The sequence below is a fragment of the Photobacterium sp. S4TG1 genome, assembly GCF_036040035.1.
Classification (GTDB): Bacteria; Pseudomonadota; Gammaproteobacteria; order Enterobacterales; family Vibrionaceae; genus Photobacterium.
Window position 1 is genome coordinate 118,660 of sequence record NZ_JAYXUH010000011.1, and the last position, 19,015, is coordinate 137,674.

A 19,015-nucleotide genomic window follows, 5' to 3' on the forward strand; every position below is an offset into this window, starting at 1 on the left:
CGGTATAGTTTGGCCTTAAACGATATTAGACTAAACGATATTAGACAGCCTGATAATTTGGGGCTGTCTTTATTTTATTTAAAGCTTACACAATTAAAACCAGGATACATTTTCCCCGTTTTTGGATTTAGCTTAGGACTTAAAATATTATTCTAGTATCTCTGGACAGCCAAATCTTTTTATTCTTAAATAGAACCCTCAAAAACAAACTATTCCACCAGCAATAAATTCTCAATTCTAAAATTTACAGCTTATTACTTATGACTCTTCGTTAAATTTGCTCTATTCACATATTTCAGGATCAACAACGTCTACAATCTTTAGGTCATTGCAGTATTTTTATTTAATTAGAAATGAGTATTTAACTCGGATGTAACTGGTGACTCGCAAACTTTCCTTTGCACCAATGCCCACCAACATGTTGTTTGAATGCACACATTCGAGACCATTTCCCGCTTACATTGGCATAATGCTCCATAAATTGTTCACTGTGTTCAAGCCAAGCATCTGGTGTTATTCCCATTTGCTGTAAAATCTTAGGTTGATTAGGTGCAATAAAGCCTTTTTTATCACTTCGAATACACCGACCAGTCCAATCAATAAGCTCAAGGTAATCAGCAAAAGCAAAGTTTATCCCCGCTTTTTTTGCCTGATGTTCAGCACCAACAAAAGGTAATAGTGTAAAATGATTAGTACTTGATGGCGTTTTCTTTGAACTGGAAGCTTTAGCATGATGGTATTCACGAATGCGCTGTTGAATTGAAGTGAAATCTGACTGCTCTAGTGAAGGTGTAATACCAGCCCTAATTGGATTTAGATCAACGTACATCATGCAAGATAATAACGCTTGCTCATCCAATAATGCCTGAGACTTAAACCGCCCCTCCCAAAACGCGCCTTTACATTGATCTTCTTTATTGGCTTTTCGTGCAATTTCTTCATTAAGACAGCGCATAAACCAGCTAATACTGCCTAATCGTTGTTGCCATTCAGCCACTAAATCTGATAATACTTGTTGTTTATCCGAGCCAATTTGACCCTCTTTTAAAAAACCGACCGCGATAGGATGACCATTAAATAACTGTAACCAACGTGATATCACCGCTTCTGGCGTTAACTTTTGCTGTTGTTCGGTATCTATTTTAAGCACTAAATGATAATGGTTACTCATCACCGCATAAGCACAAACATCAATACAAAACACAGAGGCTAATTGTTTGATTTTATTTACTATCCAACCACGACGATGGTGATAGTTTTTGCCATTATACGGATCTTCTCCGCACAAATAAGCACGACGAACACAGCGATTAATTACATGATAAAAGGGCGTTATTTGAGGTTCTATCAATTTTCGTCTTGAGATTGTCATTCGTTTCACCATAAGCAACTTGAAGCTTAACTGTAGTAGCTCATAGTTAATATGCAAGGTTATGGCTGTCCTGAAAAAACTTGAAAAACTCGAAAGAACCCAAAAAGTTATGGCTGTCCCAAAATAAAAAGGCCACCGCGTCAACAACACTGTGGCTTTTCATAATTTGGAATTACTGCAAGTATGCTGGAATACCGTTGTTTTCAAATTTAGCGAGGATCTTGGTAATAAAATCACCGCCCTCATTATCAAAGTCTTTCATTCCAAACGGTAATACTTCATTTTTGGGTAACCACTGCGCCATCTTGGTTTTAATAGCTTGATATTGCTTCTCCGCGGCTAAATTATGATGTTCGTCAGCATCAACGCTACGATCATAAAGTTCTTCACCGCCATCACGATAACGAATATAGGTATAACGCTGATCACGAATCGCATGGCATTGATAACCATAAGTGGTAACGACAGGAATTTTACGATCAAAGTTTGGGTTTCTAAGTAATGGCACCAGTGAAATACCTTCATTAGTGGCAACTCTCGGTAAACCACACATCTCAACCAAAGTTGGATAAACATCAAGCAAACTTACCGCTTGGCGACATATTTTACCTTGCTTCTGCCCTGCTTCGCTGATTAATAGCGGCACTCGCGTTGATTCTCCCCATAAGGTTTGCTTGCGATAATTCATGTGCTCACCAAAGTTCTGGCCGTGATCGCCCCAAAAGATGACGGTGGTGTTATTTGCATGTGGGCTAGCTTCTAGAGTATCAAGCAACTTTCCCACTTGCGCATCAACAAAGGCAATACAGGCGAGATAAGCTTGGACTAACTCTTTACGCATCTTGGTTTTTTCAACCGCTGCCGCATCACCATTTGGAATGATCCCCAATGCTAACGCTTTACCATATAATGGAACATCTGCCATTTCTTTGCTTATTGTGTCAGGCACAATCACATCATCAAGTGGGAATAAATCAAAATACTCTTTTGGGGCAGTGTAAGGTACATGTGGACGAATAAAGCCACACGCCATAAAAAACGGCTTATCATAGGTTTTCTTAAGCCGTTCAACCGTCCAATCAGCAAAATATTCATCTGGCATAACACCGCCATTAGGAATATCCCGTCGTTCTAACGCACCACTGCACAAAGACATACCCGGTGTACCTGGACCGTAGTGTTTAGATTGAATGATTTGTCCCCCACCAACAGGAAATGGATAATATTTATGATCATCTTTGCCGTATGAACCATAGCCGTAACCATTGGCAAAAATATGCGCATCACGAGGGCCGATAACATAGAGTGGCACTTCTTCATGCCACTGCTCTGCATGACGAAAATCCGCAGTACCATGATGAGATATTTTTCCTGATGCCATGGTGTAATAGCCGTTACTTTTAAAGTGCTGTGGTAAGACGGGAGAACTTCCTAAAACAGACTCAGCAACAGGTGAAAACGGTTTGATACCTAGCTCTTTATTGGTGTATAGCCCTGTTGTCGTTGGGCTCATTCCCGTTAATAAAGCGGTACGCGAAGGTCCGCACACTGGCACTTGGCAATGAGCATTGGTAAACGCAGTTGAACGATGAAACAAACAATCAATATTAGGCGTTTTTGCTTGTGGATGCGCACCTAAAGCACCAATCCAATCATTAAGATCGTCAATGGCAATAAACAACACATTATTCTTTTTAGGCGCTATCGGTTGCCCCACCACTCCCATGCTAATTAATGTTGCGGCAGACACAGACATTGAAGCTGCATAATGGATAAATGAACGTCTAGTAACTTTCATATATTTTCTTTAAATTAAAATCAAAAGTAAATGAAAGTATCTATCGTCTTTAAAAACAAACAATCATAAAATTTCAGAATCAAACGATCATCACAATTTTACTGGTAATTAATTTAATAACAGTATTTGATTCCTATAATAATTGCTTGTAACTCTCTAGTTTATAAAATCATAATTATTATTGAATATATTCTGAGTACTCTTTTGATAACGTTGCACCAACTCAATAATATCATTAAATTGCACCACATCATTGGCGGTATAATTGACGGTTATCGCCGCTAACGGCATCGAGATTGATGCATAATGTTGAGTGTTATAAGTCACTACAGTTGATAAATGAAAAGTAATATTGGTATCGAAATACGCTGTTGATAACTGCATTTTTTCACCTGCCGAAAGCGTTTTATTTGCCTCATTCACATCATTATTGAGTTCAGTTATAAGTTGTTTAACGAACGTTGTAATCGGTGCGGTTACCGTTAGCAGTGTTTCTTCATTACTCGTGATAACAACCGTCGATAATAAATGTTGAGAATATACCTGACCTAAATGCAGTGTTTTACCATTAACGTTAACCACATGTTGAGGCTCTAATGTCATATACAGATCTCTTACACCAATCAGCCCAGCAATAATCAGTACACCTACTGCAATAACACGTCTCTTTTTCATTTAATAACAATTTATTTGCTCATAATCTTATTTCATCATAAATAGTTACTTCATCTTTTTTGTGATTAATCTCACATTAAATCTACCGTTTTTATTCATTCTTATCAGTTAAGAATCGAAATCGGACTATTTTTTATAAATTATATAAAAACCAATAACTTCATAGAGATAACTCAATAATGAAAACATCAATTACCGTTCTATTGTCTACTATCATTAATTACCGTCAATTCATGTCATTATCAGTCATTCTATTTTGTAAAATGAAGGATTGAAAAAGCCACCAATAGCCCCAAGATTATGACTATCAAAGCAAATAATATTGCTGTATCTATTGGCTTTACGAAGTGATTTATTCTCACCTAGTTGCCACAAAAGGACATCACTTTGAACGACACAACATCAGCGACATCTCATGATAAGAGCAATATTCAAACAGTGGCGGCGCCTATTGCTAAGAAAATCCCTCATGAGATGAGCATCCATAATGATACCCGTATTGATGATTACTATTGGATGCGAGATGACAACCGCACAGATCCTGAGATCATTGCTCATCTTAATGCTGAAAATAGTTACACAGATGCAGTCATGGCACACACCACAGCATTACAGCAAACATTATTTGATGAGTTAAAAGGACGTATTGTTAAAGATGATAATACCGTCCCAGTCAAGCAAGGCAGTTATTACTATTCAAGTGAAGTCTCCGGTGATAATGAATACCCAATTTCAGTACGTGCTACCGATTTTGCAGGTACAGATAAACAAATCTTGCTCGATCTAAACCAACTCGCATCTGAGCATGATTACTACGATGTTTCCAGTGTCAGTATTAGCCTTAACGAAAACTTATTAGCTTATGGTGAAGACACGGTAAGCCGTCGTATTTACACCATTAAGATTAAAGATCTCACCACAGGCCAATATCTTGCTGATGAAATTACGGGAACCAGCGGCTCTGTTGCTTGGCAGAATGATAATCAAGCGTTTTACTATATTCACAAAGACCCACAAACCTTATTAGGTTATCAGGTTTATCGTCACCGCTTAGGTACACCACAAGCTGATGATCAATTAATTTTTGAAGAAAGCGATCAAACTTTTTATACCTCAATTGGTAAAAGTAAAGATAATTCATTAATTTATATCTGGCATTCAAGCACAGAAACCAGTGCTGTCTCTTTTATTGATGCTAACGATACTAATGCGCAAGCTATATCGTTCTTAGATCGTGAAGTTGGGCTGGAATACAGCATTTCCAAGCTTGATGACTGGTTCTATATTCACACTAACTATAAAGCGGTTAACTTTCGCTTAATGAAAGTAGCCACAACTGATATCGGCAATAAAGATCATTGGCAAGACGTGATCCCTGCACAAGAAGGCGCAATGCTGGAAGATTACGAGATCTTTAATGATTATCTAGTGTATCAGCAGCGTGAAAATGGTTTAACTCGCATTACAGTGCGTGATCTTCACACTCAACAGCAGCAACAATTACATTTCAACGATGAAGCATTCACACTTTACCTTTACGGTAATAAAGAGATTGATTCAGACAAATTACGTCTGTATTACTCAAGCATGACCACGCCAGGCACTCACTATGATTTCAATCTTAGTGATGGTAGCAATGTGGTGTTAAAGCAAGCACAAATCCTCGGTGATTTTGACGCGAATAATTACCGTTCTGAACGTATTATGGTACCTGCTCGTGATGGTAAATCCGTTCCGGTATCACTAGTTTATCGTAAAGATTGCTTTAAAAAAGATGGCACTAACCCGTTATATCAATATGGTTATGGATCATACGGCGCTATCATTGATCCAAGCTTTTCATCAACCCGTTTAAGCTTACTCGACCGCGGTTTTGTGTACGCGATTGCGCATATTCGTGGTTCTGAAATGTTGGGCCGTCCTTGGTATGAAGATGGTAAGAAACTTACCAAGCAAAACACCTTTAATGACTTTATTGATGTTACACAATCATTAGTAGAACAAGGTTATGGCGCAAAAGATAAGATCTTTGCCGTAGGTGGCTCTGCGGGTGGTTTGTTAATGGGTGCGATTATCAACCAAGCTCCTGAGCTATACTGTGGTGTTGCAGCTCATGTGCCGTTTGTTGATATTGTTACCACCATGCTTGATGAATCAATTCCATTAACAACCAACGAGTATGACGAGTGGGGAAATCCTAACCACAAAGAATACTACGACTACATGTTAAGCTATTCACCCTACGATAATATTGCTGCTCATGACTACCCTCACCTGTTAGTGACGACGGGTTTACATGATTCACAGGTGCAGTATTTCGAGCCGATGAAATGGGTTGCTAAGCTGCGTGATATTAAAACGAACAATAACCGTCTGTTGTTTAAGGTAGATATGGAAGCTGGTCATGGTGGTGCATCCGGTCGCTTTAAGGCACTCCATGAAGACGCACTTGAATACGCATTCTTTATTGATCTATTGGCTGAACAGAAATAAATCTAGCAGAGTCGTGATAAAGTATTAACGCATAACATTATGCGTAATTATAAATATCAAGCAATAACATCAAACAATGGCGGCTTAATCAGTCGCCATTATTATTTAAAATATTCAGAAATAACTTACGATAATTCATAATCTTCAAAATGATCCACAAACTTCTGTAACCCAGCCAAATCTACAATGATAAGCTCAGAACCTTGTTTCTCGACTAATCCTTGTTGAATCAATGTCTTTAATGCTCGTCGATAAACACGGCTTGATGTACCAAACCGTTCAGCCTCTTTATCCGCTTTATTGAATCGACCAAGGGTCATCGAATTACGGGCGTGCTGAAGTAAATCAAACGCAATATTGTAAGTAATCGGATGTAATAAACGGTAGGTGTAAATATCAAGCGAGTCTTGGTAATCAAGTGCCAATGCAGAAGCAAAAAACAAACTGAATTCAGGGCGTTCTAACAGTAATTTCTCTACTTTTCTCATATCAAGAATATCAATTTCTATCGCTTCTTCAACAACAACAGACCATTGACATGGTGTTTTAGTAAAGAACTCCATTTCACCAAAAATATTATAGTTACAGTCCATCTCTCCTAATTGAAAACGGCGACCATTAACGGCACAAATATGCATCGACACTCGTCCAACAGGCACAATCATTAACTGAGTAAGATCCTGACCTTGTTGCATGACAGCATCGCCGATTTGGTAGCGTTTACAGCCAATTTGACAATTATATAATGCTTGGCGAAAGCTCGCATAATGTTGGGTTAGGTAACCACTAAAACGGGTTGAGGGAGAAGGCGTTAATTGCATTGCGCATATCACTGTTATTACATTTTGAATCAAGATAGCGGGTTTTTATACTACTGAATAGAGAAAATTATGATGCGCATTAAAATAGCCCAATTTATAAAAATCGGGCTATTAATTTGGTGATTAAATAGGCTTAAACAATCTTGATCAAGGCATTCAGCGCAGTATTAGCAGCTAGCTGTTCCCCTTTAATCATATCTTCAGCTTCATTGACATAAGCACTAATCCCTTCACTTACATTCTGCTGATAAAGCACCACGTTATTCAAAATTGCGGCTGTTTTTAGTTGACGTAAACGCCCCACCGTTAATAAGGCAGAAGTCTCCATATCTGCCCCTAATACGCCTTTCTTGTGCCAATATTCACAAATATTGTCTTCTTCATCGGTATAAAAACTATCGTGAGAGCGTACAATACCACTATGATAGTTGATATTCTGTTGCGATAAGTCCGTCTTTAATAAGTGAACCAATTGATGATCAGCAATAGCAGGAAATTCACTTGGAATATATGCTTTAGAGCCACCTTCATCTCGCACTGCACCTTCGGCAATAATTAATTCACCTAATCCAATATTTGGTTGCAATGCCCCTGCAGAGCCAACACGGATAATATATTCAGCGCCACAACGTTTGAGTTCTTCTATAGCGATAATCATTGATGGTGCACCCATCCCTGTACTGCACAATGTGACGGGCTTTCCTTGATAGTCACCATTAATAATACGGTATTCACGGTTTTCAGCAATTAATAGACTATTTGTTAAGAAACGTTCCGCAATTCGATTTACTCTATCAGGCTCACCACAGACTAAAATACTCGTAGCAATTTGACCGTGACTGATTAATAAATGAGGTTGTTGATTCATGCGATAACCTTCTTCACTTGTGGTTTATTTTTATTAGCAATCTCAATCCAGCAACGTGCACCATTTGCAGCAACAAAGAGTAAAATTGCATACTGAATGGACATCGCATACACACCTTGTACTGCATATAACCCGACACTGATAATATTAATAACTACCCACACAATCCAGTTTTCAACATACTTTCGTGTCATCAGAATCTGCGCCACAATAGACAGTACCGTCATGGTTGCATCCCAAAATGGAAATGCTCCAGGTTGTAATGTCGGAGCCGCTAGATTAGCACCGAAAACATTTAATATATCGACAGCAAAATTAGCTAGTGCAAAAAATACCGGATTGATATAAAGCGTTAATAGACCAATCGCAATTACACTTAACGTCACCGTCATCGCTAATTTTTGTTTACTTAACCACCGAACTTCTAGGTTATTTCCCTCACTAGTTGGCCTTGTCCATGCAAACCAACCATAAACGTTGGCAACAAAGAAGAACACTTGCAGTAGTAACAGCCCATACAGTTGGATTTGAAAGAAAATAATACAAAACAAAGTGACATTAATAAGACCAAAAAAGAAATTTATGGTTTTTTCTTTACTGGCAAACCAAATACACAGCAGACCAAAGATAGTACCAATAGCTTCAACCCATGACATGGCATAACCGTCACCGATTGGAAAATTAACAAGGGTGTTATTGATATCAAACCAAGAAAGAAAGTCCATCCGTTAATCCTTTTGTTCTTATTAATAATTTGAAGCAATTCTAAAAGGTATATTGATCTAGAATGAGGACATTTGTCCCATTGCACGTGAGAGGGATCAACTTTTAAATAATTACCCCACCAACTTCTGACTCAAGTCTACCATTCGGTAATAACTGCTGAATTACTATTAAATAAAGGTATTACGTGCTAGCTCAAATAAGCTAACACGAACAATAAGACAAAACTGAATATTATAATGGCAAAAAATTAAGCCCAAATAGCAACTACAGCCATTAAAACAAAACCGATAACAACAAAAGTAAAGTTCTTTAAATCACAGCACTTATCAACCATGGTCGATTGTTTTAAGCCATGTAGTGTACCAAGATACAAAAATGTACCAGCCGCTAATGAATAAAAGGTAGGCTCTAATAATGGATAATTTTCAGTGTAGTCTAAAATACCCGATCCTAACCCTACTCCAAGTGGCAACATTATCGTAAATAACGCAAACATGAATAATGATTGGCGTAACGACAATCGGCTTTTACTTAATTGCACAGCCAGGGAAAAACTTGCCGCCCATTTATGCGCTAAAATAGCAATGAGGATCATTACCATCATTGTAATTGAACCACTTAATCCAAGCACCGTACCCGCAAGTAACGAATGAATAGATAGAATGACCATCGCTAAAATAGCGAATGCAGGACTATTGCTGTCACCATGTTCATCTAAGCGACGACCTAAGTGTTCAAACCATAATAATAATAAGAACACACTTCCTGCTAATACAAAGGCAATAGGATATTCAATACCATGATCTAAAAATGATTTAGAGGCATCACCCAGCATATGAATAAGACCAGCACCAAGAAAAACACCTGATGCTAAGGCTTCTGCTGCCGGAGATTCTAATGGTCGGGTCGTTTTAAATTTACGTAGAAACGGATACAATCCCGCAAGTACAGTAGTTATAAAAATCAGCACTACTGATAATATTTTAAATTCATCGAGATTCATATTGTATTCCGCATCGTTAAACAGCCAACGTTATAGCACTTACAGTGTGACTCTGCGAACAATTTGAATGTAAAACATTAATTCCATATAGCAATAATATCCAACACTCCATGTTTTTTCATCAATCAGGAGTATATCTCCACTATAATCATGACCAATTATAATAAAAAATCAATAACTTAAAAATAAAAGGTTAAGCATTTACATTAAAAACATCTTCATAATCTCTATTTTAAATGACCCATCATTACTCAATTTAAACATTCCATGATATTAGGTATGCGTGGCAACTGAAGAGACAAAATAATCAACAAATAAGCGATAGAACACCACTACGATTTAACATTAATATGCTTTATTACGATTAATCGGTTTTTCACAACAAGATATTCATATTATTTTCATTTATAATCCCCGCTATATTCATCACTCATTAAAAAGCTTTGCGTCCCTATGAAACAATTTATTATTACGACCCTATTTTCTTTATTATTAGTTGGATGTGTCACTGAAAGTGTGCGAATTATTCCGACAAAAGTGAGTGTAAAAGCAAATGTGGGATTTAACCCATGTGGTAGTGACGTTGAAGGCTATAATTTTGAACCGAATGGTATAATTTCAATCAGTTGTACTAATGGCAATGTCTACTCTGTACGTAATAATACTGAACTTAACCAAATGAAAAATAAAGTAATCGAATGCCAACAGAAAGGCTTTAATGATTATAGTGAGTGTTTATCACATAAAAATTTCATCTTAAAATAAAAACGGCTGCAAAAATACAGCCGTTAATGATTAATTTTTAGTGTATATAGTCCACTTATAATCGACTTTTTGATCAAGTCTACTAACAGCAGCGACAATACGTCTATTTTTTTGATGAGCTAATTCTGTTGTACCATTATCTAACAAATGTGTATAACCATAGCCAACAGCTTTAATACGATTAGCTGCAATTCCAAAATGACTTTCTAAATCAGAGGCAACATTATTTGCTCGTCGTTGAGATAACGCAATATTGTAATCATACCCTCCAACTTTACTGCTGTGACCTTCGATAATCACTTTCGATACTGGATATTTTTTCATAAAGTCCGCTAATTGAGCAATTTGTCCCTGATATTGAGGAGCAATTGTTGCAGAATCATTTATAAAATTAATATGTAGATCTTGTCGAACAATAAATTCAGATTTAGAACCACAGCCATCATTATCAACGGACGATCCTAAAATAGTATTACTGCAATGTTCACGAGCTTCAATGACGCCATCATGATCTAAATCTCGAAGATCATTCACTTGATGACTATCATTCATTGATATAATTTTATTACTACAACCAGCTAATGACAAACCTAATATAACTGCTGTTACTGAATACTTAATGCTTTTATTCATGCTTTTTTCACCCCACCTTCATATGTTGTTTCGCCATACCAAGCTTGTGGCTGAGTTACTCGTAATGAAGATAGCAACTGACCAGTCGCGTTTAATACACGATATTGTGCAATAAGCTCATCATATTCAGCTTTTAGATAATCTTTACGTGCTTGAAATAACTCATTTTCTGAATCTAACACATCAAGTAACGAACGTTGACCCAATTTAAACTGTTGAGCATAAGATGATTGGGTTTCTTCAGCAGCTATAACATGATCGTGAATATAACCTTTTTGCTCATTAACAAATTGATATGCATTCCACGCTAATGTTGTACCATCAATTACTTCTCGGTATGAACGTTGTTGTAATGCTTGAGCATTTACAAGCTTGTATGCTGCTTCTCTATCACGAGAAACATCTTTACCACCTGCAAACAAATTGTATTTCATCCGTACCATTGCCTGAAGATCATTATTATGACCACTAACACCACCGACGTTTTCATCCCAATTACCACCGAGATCAAGGCTAACAGTAGGATAATAGTTTGCTTGCGTTGATTTACGCTCATATTTAGCTGCTTCAATATCATTTGAAGCTACTTTTAATGTCGGATTATTCGCCTTTGCTTGTGCCAATGCAGCATCTAAAGATTTAGGTAGCATAACCGCATCTGGCACAGGTTGACGTAAATCTTCAGGCTCTTCATTAACCACTTTAATAAACTGACTACGAGCATCTGCATAGTTGTTTTTAGCAGCAACTAAATTTGATTGTGCTCGAGCTAAACGGCCTTGGCTTTGTGATAAATCAGCAACTGACCCTAAACCTGATGCTGTTTTTTGCTTAATTTGTTCAAAAATATGCTGATGTCTACCTAGGTTTTTTTCAGCCAACTGCACATCTTGATCTGCTTCCATCAAATGTAAATATACTTTAATAGCTTCTAAGCCAGTATCTTCTGCCGCTGCAAATAAGTTCCATTGATCAGAGCTTGTTTCATGGTTAAATCGATGAACTTCACTACTTGTTAAAAAGCCATCAAATAATGTTTGACGAAGACTTAAACCTACTTCTCGGCGATTTAAGTCTGTTTTTTCGTCACCATTTGTTGCTCTTGCTTGTGCTCGACTTGATGGTGTATCAGTTTGTTCCCAACCATAACCAGCAGTTAAATCTAAAGAAGGCAAATAACCTGCTTTTGCTTGTACAACTTGTTCTTCACGCACTTTAAAGCGCGTATAAGCTTGACGAATAGTTGGATTTGTTGTAATCGTAGATGCAACAGCTTGCTCTATTGTTTGAGCTTCACTTGTTACAGGTACTAATACTGAAAATACTGCTATTGCCGTGAATGTTTTTTTCAACGACTGAGCAATCGGTGTCTTCATTTATTATCTCCTTTAGTGAAAATTATCGTTCTTTAAATGCTGTATCTTTAGCTCTTAAAATAGGGTTTAAAATATAATCCAATACTGTTCTTTTACCTGAAATAATATCAACAGTTGTTAGCATCCCTGGAATAATAGGCATTGGCGTACCATCTTTTTTAATAAGCTGAGAATGTTTTGTTCTAATACGAACTAAATAAAAACTATTCCCTTTTTTATCTTGTGAGGTATCGGCACTAATATGCTCTAATGTTCCATCTAAACCACCATAACGAGTAAAATTATAAGCAGTAACTTTAACAACGGCAGGTAATCCTGGGTGTAAAAAAGCAATATCTTTTGGCTTTATTTTTGCTTCAATAACTAATTGATCTTCTGTCGGTACAATTTCAATAATATCAGCACCAGGTTTAACAACACCACCAATGGTATTAATATGAATCGATTTAATCGTTCCATTTACTGGTGACGTGATAACAGTACGATCTACTTTATCTTGTGATCCAACTTGAGCTTCAACTAATCGTGATAATCGACTCTCTAATTCATTAAGTTTTGCTCGTGCATCTTTATTATAACTAAGAGCAGCATCCCTACGTTTAAAAATCGCCTCATCTCGTGCGGCTAGTGTTTTTGGCTGCTGTAAATAAAGTTTTGATAGTTCACCTTTAATATCGTTGACCTGCCGTTGAAGTTTTAATAACTCAACTTCAGAAACAATACCTTTATCTGCCATTGGTTTAGTCATTCTTAATTCTTTAACAACTAAACTTAAACTATTTTTTAGTGTTCTAATTTGAGAATTAATTGATTCATTCTCTTGTTCTTTTTGAATAATCTGTGTTGCTAAAATTGATAATTGATTATTTAATTCAGAAAGACGTCCATGATATTCTTCTTGTTGACGTGTTAATAATATTGATTCAGCTTTAAATAAATTTTTCGGATAGACTAATGGCTTATTATCTACAATAATTTGTTTATGCCAGTCAAGTGATATCGCATTTAAATGTATATCTGCAATTTCTTGTTGTAATCGAAGAATATTCGCTCGTAAACTGTCCTCTTCATCTTCTTGTTGAGCAAGATCAGATCGAAAACGAGTAGCATCAATGCGAGCTAAAGGTTGACCTTTTTTAACTGCCATACCTTCTGTTACGTACATATTCTGTAATATCCCGCCATCCAAACTTTGAATTATTTGAATTTGAGAAGAAGGAATAACTTTACCGGTTCCTCTAGTAACAACATCAAGAGAAGCAAAATAAGCCCATACAAAAAAACAAATAATAAAAGCCATCAATGCTCGAATAACTATACGATGTTTTTTAGGCGATGATAACATCATCGCACCATACACATCATCAACCATGCTTAATTCTTCAGAATTTAATTGCTTAGGCATGATCTGCTCCTGTACTTATACCACGACTTAATGACTTTAATACCTGATCTCTTGGTCCATCTAAAATAATTCGTCCTTTTTCAAGAACAATAATTCGATCAACCAATGGCAATAATGACATTTTATGAGTAATTAAAATGACCGTTTTATTACGAGCAGCACTTGCCATTGAACGCATAAATTGCTTCTCTGCAAAAGCATCCATACTGGCAGTTGGTTCATCCATTAATAAAATTGCAGGATCATTTAAAATAGCTCGAGCAAGCGCAACTGATTGACGTTGACCGCGTGATAACGAAAAACCACCCTCGCCAACTTGTTTATCTAACCCTTCTGAATCACTCGATGTAAAGACATCAACACCTGATAACTTAACCGCTCGAATTAATTGATGTTCAGTAACTTGCCGCGTACCGAACATAATATTGTCGCGGATAGTTCCATGGAATAACGTAATATCTTGTGGCATATAACCAATATTTCTGCGTAAATCTGCAGGATGAATTTGTTGGCTATCTATGCCATCAAAACGTAAATGTCCTGCCGTGGGTTGGTATAATCCAGCTAACATTTTTGCTAACGATGTTTTCCCTGAACCATTTTTACCAATAATAGCAATACGCTCACCAGCATTAATAATAAAAGAAGCTGTATTTAATGCAGGATATTCACTTGATGGATAACTAAATTGAATATGATCGGCTTGAATATCACCTTTTAATTGAGATCGACTAATTAAATGACCTTTATCTTCAAACTCATCTTCACCTTGCATTAAGGTATCTAATTGACGTAATGAACTTGCAGTTTGATTTCCTCGCGTCAGTAAATTTGCTAGCTGTGCCATTGGTGATACAACACGACCAGAAAGCATTACCGCAGCAATAATTCCACCCATAGAAATTTCACTATCCGCAACACGATAAACACCTAAAATAACCACAGCAATAGCGGTTAATTGTGTAATGTATGTTGCAAAATAACTAACAGAATTAGAAATCTCTTTAACTTTTAATTGCCAATTCGCAGTATGTGAAATCATTTGTTGCCAAGATCGCTGAACTATACCTTCAGCGACATTTGATTTAATAGCTTCTGTTGCCGATAAACATTCAATTAAATGACCATGTTTAACACTAGAAAATTTATTACTTTCATCTACCGCCGCTTTTAAACGTGGTTGTAAATATAAGGTATAGCCTATAATAAGCAATCCTGAACATAGCGGGATTACCGCAAGATCACCAGCAACAAAATAAATTATAGCCAGGAAAAAAATAGCAAAAGGTAAATCAACGAGTGTCGTTATTGTTGCAGACGTTAACATGTCACGAATGCTATCAAATTCACCTAATTGCCGCGCCATTCCACCAATACTTGAGGCTCGTTTTTCTAATGGTAAGCCCATAACTTTAGCAAACAGCTTTGATGAGACGACAATATCAATTTTTTTACCTGCAATATCAATTAAATGACTACGCATATGTCGCATAATAAAATCAAAGGTAAACGCAATTGCAGCACCGCTAGCCAGTACCCATAACGACTCATAAGCTAAATTTGGTAAAATTTTATCGTAAATATTCATCATAAATAATGGTGAAATCAAAGCAAACAGATTCACTAATATCGAGGCTATTAATGCATCTTTATAAATTGGAGCTGCATTTTTAATCATCGACCAGAGCCAATGACCTTGTTGTTCATGTTGATATAAATCGAGGCTCTGATCACCACGGTATTGTTTCTTTATTAAAAAAACATACCCAACAAATAATTGTGATAATTCCTCAATCGATAATTCAGATTCGCCACCATTTTCAGGTAACTGAATAATTGCCATTTGCGTATCATGGTCTATTTTACGTAATAAACAAGCACGCTTATCTTTTAATAATAAAATACATGGCATTAATAATGCTGATATATCATTTAATTCTTTTCGAATTAATTTTGCAGATAATCCTGCTCTATCTGCTGCTTGTGGTAATAACTCTGCGGTTAACCAAGCATCAGATAAAGGTAATCCAACAGTTAATGCATCAGCACTACAAGGATTGCCATAATATTCGGACAATAAGACTAAACAATCTAATAATGGATCTTCCGTCGCTTTAAATGATGCCGGAATCGTCCATTGTTCAGGCTGAGACTTATTTACTGTTGTCACTACATATATCTCTAATATAGAAATTAAAAAATTAATGAGGCTAGACGACTCTAGCCTCTATTAACTTACCGATTTATTTAGTTATTATGATCATCAATCAGTTGATGAGGCAAAACCATTGGCTCATAGGCTGAATTAGCATGCTCACTATGATGTTCTAATATTAATTTATCACCATCAAAATGTAATAAATTATTAGTAATCACGCCAAGATTCGCTTTTACATCACCAAGTTTAGTATTATCTAAAACAATATTTTGCTCAACATCATTTCTCGCATCTACATTTATAGAAATAACCGTATCATTGCCATCTTGATGAAGAGTTAAATAATGATCAATTGTATTTTCAGTCGCATTATGTAATAAGTCACTTAGATTTAATTTATCTTCATGGATATTAAAATCTTTTATATGATCAGTATCATGATTAGATAAATTATGATTCCAAGAGAAAGTATCTTTCCCTTCTCCACCCCATAATTCATCATTCCCTTGACCACCGATAAGTACATCATTACCAGTATCACCTTTCAATATATCATTACCTGATCCACCTAGTAATATATCATCACCTAGCCCACCAAATAATAGGTCATCACCACCTTGACCAAAAATCAAATCATTACCGTTATTACCATGAAGAATGTCATTACCATCATGAGAATGGGAGAAATCAAATTCTCCGATATGTGTTCGAATATATTTATCAACATTATAAGTACTAACTTTAGATACTGAAGTGTCTTCTTGTTGTGCAATATACTCTTTTAATGCCTCAAACCCTTGGAGATCTGATGTGCTATTAAATTTAATAATGTCACCAAAAATAATATCCTGTCCATCATTACCATGAATATTATCATTGCCTTGAGTTAATTGAGTTTCTGTACCTAACACAATATTTGCAATTTGATCTGCATTAACGTGATCTGGCACATAACCATCAGTATCATATTGTTTTAAATCTTTTGCATCAACATCTTGTCCAATACCAATAGCATCAACAATTGGAGAGACTGCTTTTAATTTATCAAAGGCCTCTAAAGAATCAATCTCTATTTGAGACTGATGATCTCTACTAGTAGTATTTGATATATTTGGATGTCCATCAGTAAAGAAATATGTCTCATTATGACCATTATTATTAATTACATTTTTAGATTCGAACCACCTAGTTGTATGTTCAAATGCGTCTTCATAATTAGTTGACTTACCACCATGTCGAATTTCATTATGATCATATCTTGATAATAGATCTCCATGATGATAGTGAAGTAAATCAATAGAATGATTGATTGCATTAGTATTAAAATCAATTAATGTTACATTAATATGTCCTGAATGCTCTTTTACAGCTTTTTCCTGTAGATAAGATAAAATCTTATCTATTGCAATAACAGCATTTTTTATTCCATCAATTGGGTCGTGGTACATACTACTTGATGTGTCAAGAATAAATGCAATATTATAATTTTCACCGTGCGTAATTTGCAATCCCGTTGTATCACCAACAATAATATTATTATTTTGATCACCTTCTATTTGGTTATCGCCATAACTACCATCTTGATGAGTATAATGGTTCAAGGTTGTCGTATCAGAGCCAATTGCTACTTGTGTAGTTCCTTTTTCATGTCCAGTTGCTGTTACAGTTAATGCAATATTACTCGCCACATCTAGAGGAACTTCTAAATGTAAATGATTCAACTCAACATGAATATTATCTGAATTTTGATACGCCCAATCTGAAGGCATTAACACAATATGACCATCAGCATCTGCAACACCAAGCTGGTTATGAGCATCATCATAAAGTACAGAATCTTTAGGGATTCCTGAAATATCAATTCTTGTGATTTCTTCGCTGCAATCAGTATCTGTAAGTGCCGCATCAATATTAATTGGATAAGTCACTGTAATAGCTTCAGGTTCCCATGATTGAGAGCCTTCATTCCAATAATAAGTACCGTCAGAAAATTGTAAGCGCTCTATATTATATAATTGATCTTGACCTTCATTATCTAAATTTGAGCTCTGCGGATTATACAATTTATCCGTTACTGTAAATTTATGATCACCACCACGATTTGATGTATCAATAATATTCGCCGTAATATTATAATCACTGAATTTCCCAGAATAGACAGCAGTATCTATACCATCATGCCCATATAAACCATCATTACCTTGCTCACCAACGAAGATATCATTACCATTGCCACCGTAAAGTGAATCTTGTTCATCACCTGTATTTGTATGATTATTCGTTAAATCACCGTCACCACCAATTAAAACACTGCCTTTTCCTTGATTAGTTGCTTGCCATGCCGATAAATTATCGTGAGATTCCATACCTCTATAAGCTTCACCATTACGCGTAGATATATTTTTAGAATCCTCATGCGATGTCAATGTATGTGCGTTTTGGCCATATTCTCTAACAACATCATTCCATGATGTATAATGTTTTGTTTCCCCTAATGGTGACTTAATTTCCGCGCCATCAAGATCAACGGTTACTTTTACGTTAACAGGATCCACTATAGGTTTAACTACAATTGTTGCTGTTGAACTTGAAGATAACTGTCCATCAGATACTGTGTAGGTTAAATCAACATCACCACTAAAATTATGAACAGGAACAAATGTCATACCACCGTCATGGGCGATCACGATCTTACCGTGGTCAACGACAATGGTTTGCTCATGCCCAGGTGTCACTGGCGTACCATTGATTTCAGTCACGGTCACCGTATCGCCATCAACATCACTATCATTCTTGGTTAAATCGACAGTGATCGGAGTATCTTCGTTTGTTTCGATATGATCAGCAATGGCTACTGGTGCATCATCTGTACCGTGAATGGTGATCACAACCTCATGCGCGGTACCATCGACACTGTGCACA

At 36.3% G+C, this 19,015-nt stretch carries 14 protein-coding genes; 2 read left to right on the plus strand and 12 right to left on the minus strand.

Features of this window, described 5'->3' with window-relative positions; translation table 11 throughout:
* Nucleotides 1-361 precede the first annotated feature (361 nt).
* The 3 genes from VXS03_RS13640 to VXS03_RS13650 all read right to left on the minus strand — a co-directional run bounded on the left by VXS03_RS13640 (nucleotide 362) and on the right by VXS03_RS13650 (nucleotide 3,845).
* Nucleotides 362-1,372: a transposase gene (locus tag VXS03_RS13640; protein WP_327764317.1), complete on the minus strand. Its 1,011-nt coding sequence runs from the start codon at nucleotides 1,370-1,372 to the stop codon at nucleotides 362-364.
* A 172-nt stretch (nucleotides 1,373-1,544) separates the two neighbouring features.
* Nucleotides 1,545-3,170 (minus strand): sulfatase, encoded by a 1,626-nt coding sequence (locus tag VXS03_RS13645; protein ID WP_327764318.1) that lies wholly within the window; start codon nucleotides 3,168-3,170, stop codon nucleotides 1,545-1,547.
* 156 nt (nucleotides 3,171-3,326) lie between these two features.
* The gene (locus VXS03_RS13650) at nucleotides 3,327-3,845 is read right to left on the minus strand and encodes a hypothetical protein (protein WP_327764319.1); all 519 of its coding nucleotides are present in this window, start codon (nucleotides 3,843-3,845) and stop codon (nucleotides 3,327-3,329) included.
* Nucleotides 3,846-4,232: 387 nt separating this feature from the next.
* Between VXS03_RS13650 and VXS03_RS13655 the strand changes: the two genes are divergently transcribed.
* Nucleotides 4,233-6,338 carry a S9 family peptidase gene (locus tag VXS03_RS13655; RefSeq protein ID WP_327764321.1) on the plus strand — a complete coding sequence of 702 codons (2,106 nt, stop codon included), beginning with the start codon at nucleotides 4,233-4,235 and terminating at the stop codon, nucleotides 6,336-6,338.
* A 125-nt stretch (nucleotides 6,339-6,463) separates the two neighbouring features.
* On the opposite strand, the gene VXS03_RS13660 is transcribed toward VXS03_RS13655, so the two are convergent.
* The 4 genes from VXS03_RS13660 to VXS03_RS13675 all read right to left on the minus strand — a co-directional run bounded on the left by VXS03_RS13660 (nucleotide 6,464) and on the right by VXS03_RS13675 (nucleotide 9,756).
* Entirely contained in the window at nucleotides 6,464-7,159 is a 696-nt protein-coding gene (locus tag VXS03_RS13660; protein WP_327764323.1) for a Crp/Fnr family transcriptional regulator, read from the minus strand.
* Nucleotides 7,160-7,292: 133 nt separating this feature from the next.
* Nucleotides 7,293-8,027 (minus strand): nucleoside phosphorylase, encoded by a 735-nt coding sequence (locus tag VXS03_RS13665; protein WP_327764324.1) that lies wholly within the window; start codon nucleotides 8,025-8,027, stop codon nucleotides 7,293-7,295.
* Entirely contained in the window at nucleotides 8,024-8,752 is a 729-nt protein-coding gene (pnuC, locus tag VXS03_RS13670; RefSeq protein ID WP_327764325.1) for a nicotinamide riboside transporter PnuC, read from the minus strand. The genes VXS03_RS13665 and pnuC overlap by 4 nt, the downstream gene beginning before the upstream one ends.
* A gap of 248 nt (nucleotides 8,753-9,000) precedes the next feature.
* The gene (locus tag VXS03_RS13675; protein WP_327764326.1) at nucleotides 9,001-9,756 is read right to left on the minus strand and encodes a ZIP family metal transporter; all 756 of its coding nucleotides are present in this window, start codon (nucleotides 9,754-9,756) and stop codon (nucleotides 9,001-9,003) included.
* Nucleotides 9,757-10,209: 453 nt separating this feature from the next.
* Here VXS03_RS13675 and VXS03_RS13680 point away from each other — a divergent pair, with 453 nt between their 5' ends.
* Entirely contained in the window at nucleotides 10,210-10,521 is a 312-nt protein-coding gene (locus tag VXS03_RS13680; protein WP_327764328.1) for a hypothetical protein, read from the plus strand.
* Nucleotides 10,522-10,551: 30 nt separating this feature from the next.
* On the opposite strand, the gene VXS03_RS13685 is transcribed toward VXS03_RS13680, so the two are convergent.
* The 5 genes from VXS03_RS13685 to VXS03_RS13705 all read right to left on the minus strand — a co-directional run.
* Nucleotides 10,552-11,154 (minus strand): OmpA family protein, encoded by a 603-nt coding sequence (locus VXS03_RS13685; protein WP_327764329.1) that lies wholly within the window; start codon nucleotides 11,152-11,154, stop codon nucleotides 10,552-10,554.
* The gene (locus tag VXS03_RS13690) at nucleotides 11,151-12,530 is read right to left on the minus strand and encodes a TolC family outer membrane protein (protein ID WP_327764330.1); all 1,380 of its coding nucleotides are present in this window, start codon (nucleotides 12,528-12,530) and stop codon (nucleotides 11,151-11,153) included. Before VXS03_RS13690 ends, VXS03_RS13685 begins: the two co-directional genes overlap by 4 nt.
* A 22-nt stretch (nucleotides 12,531-12,552) precedes the next feature.
* A complete protein-coding gene (locus VXS03_RS13695) occupies nucleotides 12,553-13,935 on the minus strand; it encodes an HlyD family type I secretion periplasmic adaptor subunit (RefSeq protein WP_327764331.1) in 1,383 nt (460 codons plus the stop codon).
* The gene (locus VXS03_RS13700; RefSeq protein WP_327764332.1) at nucleotides 13,928-16,105 is read right to left on the minus strand and encodes a type I secretion system permease/ATPase; all 2,178 of its coding nucleotides are present in this window, start codon (nucleotides 16,103-16,105) and stop codon (nucleotides 13,928-13,930) included. The genes VXS03_RS13695 and VXS03_RS13700 overlap by 8 nt, the downstream gene beginning before the upstream one ends.
* Nucleotides 16,106-16,182: 77 nt before the next feature.
* Nucleotides 16,183-19,015 (minus strand): Ig-like domain-containing protein (locus VXS03_RS13705; protein WP_327764333.1); only part of this gene is annotated, 2,833 nt, incomplete at its 5' end.

What these genes read in the sequence shown, in the direction of transcription:
- VXS03_RS13640 (WP_327764317.1), bottom strand. Translation starts at nt 1,372, where the DNA reads ATGACAATCTCAAGACGAAAATTGATAGAACCTCAAATAACGCCCTTT.
- VXS03_RS13645 (WP_327764318.1), bottom strand. Translation starts at nt 3,170, where the DNA reads ATGAAAGTTACTAGACGTTCATTTATCCATTATGCAGCTTCAATGTCT.
- VXS03_RS13650 (WP_327764319.1), bottom strand. Translation starts at nt 3,845, where the DNA reads ATGAAAAAGAGACGTGTTATTGCAGTAGGTGTACTGATTATTGCTGGG.
- VXS03_RS13660 (WP_327764323.1), bottom strand. Translation starts at nt 7,159, where the DNA reads ATGCAATTAACGCCTTCTCCCTCAACCCGTTTTAGTGGTTACCTAACC.
- VXS03_RS13665 (WP_327764324.1), bottom strand. Translation starts at nt 8,027, where the DNA reads ATGAATCAACAACCTCATTTATTAATCAGTCACGGTCAAATTGCTACG.
- pnuC (WP_327764325.1), bottom strand. Translation starts at nt 8,752, where the DNA reads ATGGACTTTCTTTCTTGGTTTGATATCAATAACACCCTTGTTAATTTT.
- VXS03_RS13675 (WP_327764326.1), bottom strand. Translation starts at nt 9,756, where the DNA reads ATGAATCTCGATGAATTTAAAATATTATCAGTAGTGCTGATTTTTATA.
- VXS03_RS13680 (WP_327764328.1), top strand. Translation starts at nt 10,210, where the DNA reads ATGAAACAATTTATTATTACGACCCTATTTTCTTTATTATTAGTTGGA.
- VXS03_RS13685 (WP_327764329.1), bottom strand. Translation starts at nt 11,154, where the DNA reads ATGAATAAAAGCATTAAGTATTCAGTAACAGCAGTTATATTAGGTTTG.
- VXS03_RS13690 (WP_327764330.1), bottom strand. Translation starts at nt 12,530, where the DNA reads ATGAAGACACCGATTGCTCAGTCGTTGAAAAAAACATTCACGGCAATA.
- VXS03_RS13695 (WP_327764331.1), bottom strand. Translation starts at nt 13,935, where the DNA reads ATGCCTAAGCAATTAAATTCTGAAGAATTAAGCATGGTTGATGATGTG.